Consider the following 8,443-nt stretch of genomic DNA (forward strand, 5'->3'; position numbering starts at 1 on the left):
TTATGAAGGGATGAAACTAAAACGAAATTGAATGAAAGGTTTGTCATCAGATTCTAATTAAATTCAATAGTCTTTTTTACTTGCCTATACCAATGCTTTGTTATCCTTATTTTGTTGAAATAAGGAGGGCCAAATAGAGCAATGAAACGAGAGAAGGACGCTTCGAAAAACGAAGTAAAGACCACCGACTTTCTATTAGAAATGTTGGCGTTGTTCATTCTAATTTCCTTAACTATTTATGCCATTAAAACAGGTAAATTACTGTAGTTACACAAATATGTAAGCAATTGGTTGTTTTTTTATTGGTTTGAGCCCTTAATAAATAAGGGCTCTTTTATTTATTCTGTTTATTTTAAAACACCACTCTTGCCATTGTCGAATAAATACATTTAAGAAAAGGGGCAAAAAAGGGGCAAGGTCCTACAATTTTTCAAGATTTTCCTTCAAACGCTTCTTAGCGTTCTTTGTTACGTGAGTATAGATTTTCTCTGTAATGTCACTGTGTTCATGTCCGACTCGATCTTGAATAACGTAGAGGGGGACTCCGAGTTCAGCTAGTTTAGATATATGTGTATGTCTAAAGATATGAAGACTTAGAGGTTTATTAATTCCTAATTTCTTTTTATGAGTCCTCAAATATGTGTTTAGACCTGAATTTTGCATTGGAGTGCCAACAGAAGTTTGGAAAAGAAATTGCCCCTTCGGATTCATATCCAATAGCTCCTGATAAATGGCCACAGCTTTTTGGGGAATATCAATTTCTCTCATTCCTGCCGGATTCTTTGTTGAATCCGATTTTTTCATATCTTTAACCTTTCGCCTATCGAGCATTGTTCCATTAATACTCACATACCAACCGTCATCTTCAGTTTCAAAGACATCATCCTTGTGTAACGCAATAGCTTCTCCTGGACGCATCCCACTATAATAAAGCCACCTAAATAATAAAGTATATCTTTTGTTGCGAGGGGATACATAATCGATTAAACGACTGTATTCATCATCTTCTAGGAATTTATCCTTTATTTTCCCACCTTTTCCATCAATTTTACGATCTACAATAACACCAGGAATCGGATTTTCGTGAATGTATTGTCGCTTAACTGCGAATGTGAATAATTTATTTAGTTTTCCTTTCATTGTTGATATATACCGATTAGATAAATCCTGATCATAGAGAAGTATTTCTAACACTTCGATAATATCCGCAGTGGTTATTGATGATACAACCCAGGTTCCAGGTACATACTTATTTATTGTATTGAAGGTATATTTAGTAGAAAAATAAGTAGCTTCTTTTACTTGTTTTTGATAATAAGGCAGCCACTCTTCAACTAACTGAGAAAAGGTGAGATTCGGTTTTTTCAGTGTCTGTTTATTCAATCGTCTATCAATCTTTTTATCAAGTAAGGTTTGTGCTGCTTTCTTTGTGTCTCTGGCTTTATTTGCGAGAGTGACTGATACTTTTCTGCTATCATTTATTTTTGGATCAAAGTAACGTTCGCAATATTTATAAACTTTTTTTCCTTTTTTATTCGTGATTTCTTCAATCCACACAATTCATTCCACCTTGTATTTTACTATGTTTAAAAGATACAAAAAAGCGTATATCATACATCTAAGCTTCTTTACTATGGTAATCTTGGATTAGTTTTGGTTAGTTGTATACAAACGTATGTTCTTTTGGACGTTAAAAGAAAAGCCCGAAGGCTAATCGTGTGATATAATTGGATTAGATAAAAATAATCCAATTGAGGTGTACATAATGGAAGCTAAAGACTTAATTGACATTATAATAAAAATTGTTGGAACTACGATCCCGGGTTATTTAGCCTATTATTGTTTGTATAAATTGAATATAATTCATCCAAATAAAAACAGAAATGAAGAGAATAAAATCGTTCTCAGCACACTGGCGCTCTTAAATTGCTTTTTCGGTTTAATGATTTTAAATAAGAACCAAGATAAAAATATATTAGGTAATGTATTAATAGTATTTATTCTATTTTTTCTTATTTCTATCATTGTTCTTCCTTTTGTTTTGCCATTTATTCAAAGTCTGTTGAATAGCTATTTAAATTTTATACGTAAGAAAAAAGGAATAGGTGAACTTGATCCACTTCCGATTTATAAAGACGTTTTCCATCAAGAGGGGACCGTTAGAATCTCTGTATTTACCTTTTCCGGAAAGTGTGTGGTTAGTGGTAAAGCCGACTCTGTTCCAGACGATAATCAATTTGACTACTTCGCTTTAAAGTTTACATCGAATATTGAAAACCCTGAAGAATGGTCAGAAACAGAAGTAATAGCCTTATATCAGGACGCCGAGAAGAAAAAGATAGGGAAATTTACCACATATATTGATTTGGAGAAATCTTTAAAATTCTATATATTAGTTGAAGACTAAATCATTTCTTCTTAAAAAAATCATCATTAGAATCTTTGTTTGTTTCATACTTAATTGTATTTCTTTTTGGTGCTCCGCTTTCTTTGTCTAAGCGTTTTTCTCTTACAGATTCATTTATTTGATCTCCATAATATCGTTTATGAATAATTACCTCATCTTTTTTGGGATGATTCTGTTGGTTATTTTTTTCTTTTGACATAATAAACTCCTTACATACCGTGTTTTTCACGGTTATTTTTATTTCCCAAACCCGTGGCGGCACCAGGCGGGGAGGTGATAATTAATTTCTTGGTGCACGATATCCAGCTTGTTCTGCTTCTTCAACTGTTTTAAACCAAGCTGCTGGGTTCGTTGTTTTATCATAGTATCTGCTACCAGGGACGTGATAAATACCGTTATTAGATCCTTTGATTAATCCATTCCCATTAGCGTCAACATATTCTGGTCCATTTGATGCAGCAGGTGAATTTTGTTGTCCATTAGCTGTACTTTGAGCAGCTTCAGCTTGCTTTTGAGCCTCAATTCGTTGATTTTCTTGAGCTTGTTGCTGAGCCTTAATTTCAGCGTTTCTTTTCTCTTCTTCTTTCTGTTGAGCAGCTTGTCGAGCCTTAATTTCAGCATTTTTCTTTTCTTCTTCTTTTCGCTGAATTGCGAGAAGCTCATTTTTAGTTTGACTAGTTCCATCTGAATAATTCAAAGTAACATCATCTTGTACATTGAAAATGTAAACATTAAATTTGATATCGTCAGATTTAATTGATTGAGCCATTATGTGAACACCACGTGCTAGAAGTTCATCACCACGGAAGACAGGTGTTACTGAGTAGCGTACATAGTTATTTTTATTTTTTTCAAGATAATCCTTTATGTCCATTTCATGGCGAAGCATCTCTGGATTGTTTAATTGAGCTGTTCCTGTGATAAGGTTCTTCCAGTTATCGTTTTCACCAGAAAGAGCGTACCCAATCAAATGAGATCGATTATAAAGATATCCTTTATCGATTTTCTTATTATGCCAACCTGTAGGTTTAACATTGGAAATATCACCACGTTTAGCTGTAGGCATCAATGATTTATTTAGCATAGCTTCTGCAGAAGTAGCACGATTTAGTTGATCGAGGTCTCCATATTTTTCCCAGGCTTTATTGACCAAAGATAAATCATCTTCCGAAAAAGTCGGATTATTATTATTAACTTCAACCGTTTGTGTGCCATTGTATTCCATATTTGCAAGATTACTATTATCTTCTTTTACTCGGCCATTGAAAGAGATAAGCGCCTGCTTTTGTTTATTCTTTTCCTTTGTCGAATTATCAGTTTTTTTCTTTGCTACTTTAGAATTCGATGTAGACTTACTTTTTATTTTGCTTTGCTGTGAGCTACTTATAGTAGTTTCTGCTTTCTGATGTTCAGATGGTTCAAGAAGAAATCCACCTGCCATAAATACTATAAAAGTTCCAAGAATAATAAGAAGCTCAGGTTTCTTAGGAGATTTCTTAAAAAACGCTCTAATTAATCTTATTACACCCAAAATAAATCCAAAAAATCCAACAAGTATCAATAAAGTTGCCATTTTTTCTCCTCCAACAAACAATTAATCTTACTGTAAATAGATATTTTTCTTAACTAGAAAGAAAAAAATCCTAGTTTTCAGTTATCGATCCATCATAATTTACGAATACACTTTTTGCGGTATGCGTCATGGTCCCGTCATTGGGATCTGTGGCTTTTACAAAATATCCGCGTTCATCTTCATAAAGGCAACCCCATGTCCATGCGCCACCATTATCTCCATACTGGTTCTGAGCTATTTGAACGGCCTGAGCCTCTGATGTAACAACTTTAGGAGCTCCGTGACCGCCTTGACTTTCGTTACTTTGTTCATTTTTTTGTCTTTCAGACTCCAACTGGTCTTTTTGAGCCTGGGTGATAATATAGCCATTATCGTCCATAGCAAGACCATTTTCACTTAAAGCCATTCCAAAAGCCTCCCATTCTTTATTGGACCAACCCACACGATTGGTAGGCGTTGACTTCAATGTACGCTGTTTTAACTGTTCGTACGTTTCTTCTTGAGCATTGCCGGATGTTGGAGTAGTTTGTTCAGTCGAAACAGCACTTTCGCTAGAGCTACTAGACCCTGCAAAGTTTGAATCTGTAAGCTTGAGATCAGCGGAATCAGCATACTTTTGGACCAGCTCTTGAGATAAATCTCCATTAAATTGCATTAAAACTTTCGTTTTATCATTTGTGGCCGTGTACGAGAAAGCGGCTGCTGAACTTTTACCTAGCTCGTCGTAGTATGATTTCGTCGTGTCTAAATCCTTAGTGTTTTCAAAAGAGAAAATTCTAGCATTCATATTTTCGCCACTATCGTCTTTTTGAATACCAAAGATAAATGCTTCTTTAGCGGACATAGGAGCCATGCCAAAATCCTCTTTTGTCATTGCCTTTGAGGCATCAACTGTTAAACCATCTTTTTTGAACTTCTCAATAATTTTATTCAAGTCAGTTGTTGTTTCTTTTTGACTAGAACTACTTGTCGTTAATTTAGTTCTAGTTGAATCTGAGGACTCAGCCTTTTTATCCGTTGAACAAGCGGAGAACAGTAGGGCAGAGGAGACTAAAAGAATAATTGGTAGCTTTTTCACATGTATCCCTCCAATATTATTTGTACCAGGTAAATTTATTAGTAGAAAGTATTTTTGATCCTCCATAAGAGTTCTCTCCATTGTATACATACAATGGAGGCCTCTCTGATAGTGCGCCATAAGAGACTGTCATTCCCTGGCATGAGCTCCCTAAACTGTTTTTCTCAATTTCAGTCAACGATTGAAAATCGGCTGTGACCTGTACTTCAATATCGCTACCGTTGTAAGTTATAGAACGTACATAGATCCAATTTGCATATTCCGGATTAGGTTCCCCGTTTTCAATAGGGTTTCCATTTCGGTCTATTGTTCCCATAGCCCAACCTTGATTCTCTTCTAAATGTTTCTCAATTTCAGAATTGATTTGACTGTATTTCTGATCATCTACTTGTTTTTCTTGACTATTTACTTCTTTCTCGCTATCTTCAGTAGCTTTATTATTTTCCTGTGCAGCTTTCTTTGCGAATTCTTCTGATTCTTTTGTTTTTGATGCTTGAACCTCTTTTTTGTTCAAGTTTGATAACGCTCTTTCATTCATTTTTACGTTTACCTTAGTGCTCTTAGAAGTCCCATCTAATTTGGAATTGATTGTTATTGTCGCTTCTTCTTGGGTATCCATATCATAGCTTAATTCGAATTCTCCGTTTTTATCAGCCGTTGTCGCATCACCAACGATACCCATACCAACCGCTACTTCGGCATGAGGACCTGTTTTTCCAGAAATGATAACCAAGCCATCATCATTTGAAATTACTTCTTTTGACACATCTAAAGGTAGTTCTTTCTGTTCTGGAGTAGAGATACTTGAAACAGATGGTTTATTTCCCGAATTCTCTGATTTATTTTCCGCTTCAGGAGAAGGTAGTAGACCGATTACTAGAACTGATAAAGCAATTAGACCAATCGAAATATTTCTATTTCTTTTATTTGGTCTCTTCTTTATGGAGTACCAAGCTCCTATACAACCAACAATAAATACTAAGCTAAACACTGTCTGCATAACATCCTCCTTATTGTGCACAGAATCACATTGTTTGTTAAAAAACTATTGAAGTTTTACTACTCTGATAGAATCAGACGACCCAAAAATAATATTAAATCCTTCATAGTTAAAACCTTCACCATACTTTTGCCTAAAAAGCTCAATCGCCTCTTTCAAGGCACCTACAGTAATCCCAAGCTCGTCTGCAACTTCCCAGTATTCTCTACATCCTTTTTGATACGCATTAATTAAGAGCGCTGGGTGAACAGTCATTTCAGCCGCGACGAGCTTAGCCCTTCGTTCTTGTTTTCTAGACTCAGGAGTTTTGTAATCTGAAATATCACCGACTGAAGTGTAGTAGTGAGCTATTTCTTCTGCTAAGGTAGAAGATAGTTCTTTATTTGTTTGATTAGGATTTAGATAAACGATATTATCTACACAAAGTCCTTTGTGCTTTGCAGGCATTTCTTTTTCAAATTTATACTCTAATTGAGGGAACTGAGACATTAGTTTTTCGACATAATTCATAAAACACACCTACCGACATTTGACTAAGAATAATTAATTATGATCTCTGTTGTTGATATAATCAATAAATTTGAGAATCTCTTCTACTTCTTCTTCAGATGCATCTTCGTCAATACGAGCTGCAATTAAGTCAGGAGTTGACTGATGACCATCTTCAAAATAAGAGATGGAAACACCTAACGCTTTAGATAGCTTTTTAACTGTATCAAGTGTAGGGTCCTTTCTTTCTCCTTTTTCAAAACGAGAAATTTGAGAAGCGCTAACTCCGGACTTCAATGCAAGCTGATTAACACCTAAACCTTTAGAAAGCCTCAAACTTTTCAATTTTTCTCCAAAAGCCATGATCAATCACCCCTTCATTAATAATAGAATATCGCCAGATGGCAATAAAATCAAAATAAAATTGCAATATGGCAATAAAAGTGTTGCCAAAAGACAATGGTTGTATTATACTGTTGTCATAAGGCAACGGAGGTGACAAAATGAAGATTCTCTTAAAACTAGATGTTCTAGAAAAGTTAATGGATGAATCAGATTTAGACGCTAGAGAACTAGCGAAAAAAATGAATGTAGCACCATCAACTGTTTATAGAATTATTAATGGTGATAGAGGTGCCGGTGGCGAGCTAATCCCTAAATTATTGAAAGCTTTTGATCTTTCTGAGAAAGACTTTGACAAGCTTTTTATTTTTAGTGAAGTGTTGCCATATGACAACAAGGAGGTGATTCAATGACTCAACAAGAAAAAATCGAGTTCATCCTCAAACGATTGGGCGATCGTTTGACACGAGCATACCTTGAAACCAAGCCGGAGCAATTTATTAACCATCTATACGAAGTCGAAAGTCAAAAGGATGATCGACTGTTAGAAGATATGATGTTTTCGTTCTAGATACAGTTTATGGCAGGTGTACTGCTATGAAAATTGATAATTGAATACAAGGAGGAGAGGCACATGGCTGTATCACAACCAGAAACAAAAATAGCGGCAATCTTTAGGTATGAGGTTGACAGGCAAGCAATTAATCAACGATTGATGGCAGATGCAACAAATGTTTCACCACAAAATCTAAGCCACATATTAAACGGAAGACGGACAATGGGGATTGATCGTTTAGTCGATTTTGCTGATTACCTTGGTGACTCGGACCTAGACTTTGAAGTAGCTTCGGCTTTAGTTCATACGCCGAAACCGTTAAATAGAAAAAGACGAGATTCGCACCCTTTATCCAAAATGGTTGGTCAAGACAAAGAGGAAATGGAGCGAATCGAGCTTGAGAAAAAGTTCGAAATTTGGGACCTGCTGAGTATATCAAATGCAGAAATAGAGTCAGATGAGCGCGAAGAAATCCTAAAGTGGTTACTTGAGTTAAAAGATGAGATTTCTGCTGAAATTGCTGTTTTTACTTCGGTATGTGAACGATATTCATTCAACAGCAGAGACGTGATAGAAATCGCTGAAAGTCGAGAAAGGAATGATTAGATGACACGTCTAAGTAAAGCAGAGTTTAAAAAGAAACATGGGTACTCGGAGTCAACGTATCAACGACGCATATCTAAACTTCAACAGACACCTATTTTTTGTGAAGCATATAAGCGTCCGACAAGTAAAGAAACTATTATTGACAATGATCTGTACGAATTGTGGCAAGACTTTATGTCATACAACAGATTGCTGACAAGAAAGATTAAACCAGAGGACTTTTTAAAAATGGAGAAAGTGGGAAAGATCGCATGAGAAATGATTTTGAATATGTAGCAACGATTCCAGCAGAACTTGCAAGAAAACGTTCAGAATTTAAAGCGGCGAAGATTGTAGTCACTGGTGCCATGATTGGAACGGCGTGTGTTGGGTACTGGCAGATTGCTTTGGCT

At 35.6% G+C, this 8,443-nt stretch carries 12 protein-coding genes; 5 read left to right on the forward strand and 7 right to left on the reverse strand.

What is annotated here, in order from left to right:
- Positions 1-141: 141 nt before the first annotated feature.
- Complete coding sequence (locus tag RV00_RS16820) at positions 142-267, forward strand: hypothetical protein (RefSeq protein WP_276327101.1); 126 nt, start codon at positions 142-144, stop codon at positions 265-267.
- Between the two features lie 153 nt (positions 268-420).
- Here the strand turns inward: RV00_RS16820 and RV00_RS10460 are convergent, their stop codons facing one another.
- A complete protein-coding gene (locus RV00_RS10460; protein WP_071862549.1) occupies positions 421-1,557 on the reverse strand; it encodes a tyrosine-type recombinase/integrase in 1,137 nt (378 codons plus the stop codon).
- Positions 1,558-1,765: 208 nt separating this feature from the next.
- Here RV00_RS10460 and RV00_RS10465 point away from each other — a divergent pair, with 208 nt between their 5' ends.
- Entirely contained in the window at positions 1,766-2,407 is a 642-nt protein-coding gene (locus tag RV00_RS10465) for a hypothetical protein (RefSeq protein WP_071862550.1), read from the forward strand.
- A gap of 1 nt (position 2,408) precedes the next feature.
- Here the strand turns inward: RV00_RS10465 and RV00_RS10470 are convergent, their stop codons facing one another.
- The 6 genes from RV00_RS10470 to RV00_RS10495 form a co-directional block, all read right to left on the reverse strand.
- Complete coding sequence (locus RV00_RS10470) at positions 2,409-2,606, reverse strand: hypothetical protein (RefSeq protein WP_071862551.1); 198 nt, start codon at positions 2,604-2,606, stop codon at positions 2,409-2,411.
- An 81-nt stretch (positions 2,607-2,687) separates the two neighbouring features.
- Positions 2,688-3,980: a DNA/RNA non-specific endonuclease gene (locus RV00_RS10475; protein WP_071862552.1), complete on the reverse strand. Its 1,293-nt coding sequence runs from the start codon at positions 3,978-3,980 to the stop codon at positions 2,688-2,690.
- A gap of 70 nt (positions 3,981-4,050) precedes the next feature.
- Positions 4,051-5,124, reverse strand: a complete 1,074-nt coding sequence (locus RV00_RS10480) for a DUF5067 domain-containing protein (RefSeq protein WP_249024091.1) — start codon at positions 5,122-5,124, stop codon at positions 4,051-4,053.
- Positions 5,075-6,058, reverse strand: coding sequence for a hypothetical protein (locus RV00_RS10485; protein WP_071862553.1), 984 nt, complete (start codon positions 6,056-6,058; stop codon positions 5,075-5,077). The genes RV00_RS10480 and RV00_RS10485 overlap by 50 nt, the downstream gene beginning before the upstream one ends.
- Before the next feature lie 45 nt (positions 6,059-6,103).
- Positions 6,104-6,568: an ImmA/IrrE family metallo-endopeptidase gene (locus tag RV00_RS10490; protein WP_071862554.1), complete on the reverse strand. Its 465-nt coding sequence runs from the start codon at positions 6,566-6,568 to the stop codon at positions 6,104-6,106.
- Positions 6,569-6,601: 33 nt separating this feature from the next.
- The gene (locus RV00_RS10495; protein ID WP_071862555.1) at positions 6,602-6,910 is read right to left on the reverse strand and encodes a helix-turn-helix domain-containing protein; all 309 of its coding nucleotides are present in this window, start codon (positions 6,908-6,910) and stop codon (positions 6,602-6,604) included.
- Positions 6,911-7,050: 140 nt separating this feature from the next.
- Here RV00_RS10495 and RV00_RS10500 point away from each other — a divergent pair, with 140 nt between their 5' ends.
- From RV00_RS10500 to RV00_RS10505, 3 genes are all read left to right on the forward strand, one after another.
- Complete coding sequence (locus tag RV00_RS10500; protein ID WP_071862556.1) at positions 7,051-7,302, forward strand: helix-turn-helix domain-containing protein; 252 nt, start codon at positions 7,051-7,053, stop codon at positions 7,300-7,302.
- Positions 7,299-7,460, forward strand: a complete 162-nt coding sequence (locus tag RV00_RS16435) for a hypothetical protein (protein WP_169818949.1) — start codon at positions 7,299-7,301, stop codon at positions 7,458-7,460. The genes RV00_RS10500 and RV00_RS16435 overlap by 4 nt, the downstream gene beginning before the upstream one ends.
- Positions 7,461-7,523: 63 nt before the next feature.
- A complete protein-coding gene (locus RV00_RS10505) occupies positions 7,524-8,051 on the forward strand; it encodes a helix-turn-helix domain-containing protein (protein WP_071862557.1) in 528 nt (175 codons plus the stop codon).
- The last annotated feature ends 392 nt before the right edge of the window (positions 8,052-8,443 follow it).

It is taken from the genome of Enterococcus devriesei (genome assembly GCF_001885905.1).
GTDB classification, from domain to species: domain Bacteria; phylum Bacillota; class Bacilli; order Lactobacillales; family Enterococcaceae; genus Enterococcus_A; species Enterococcus_A devriesei.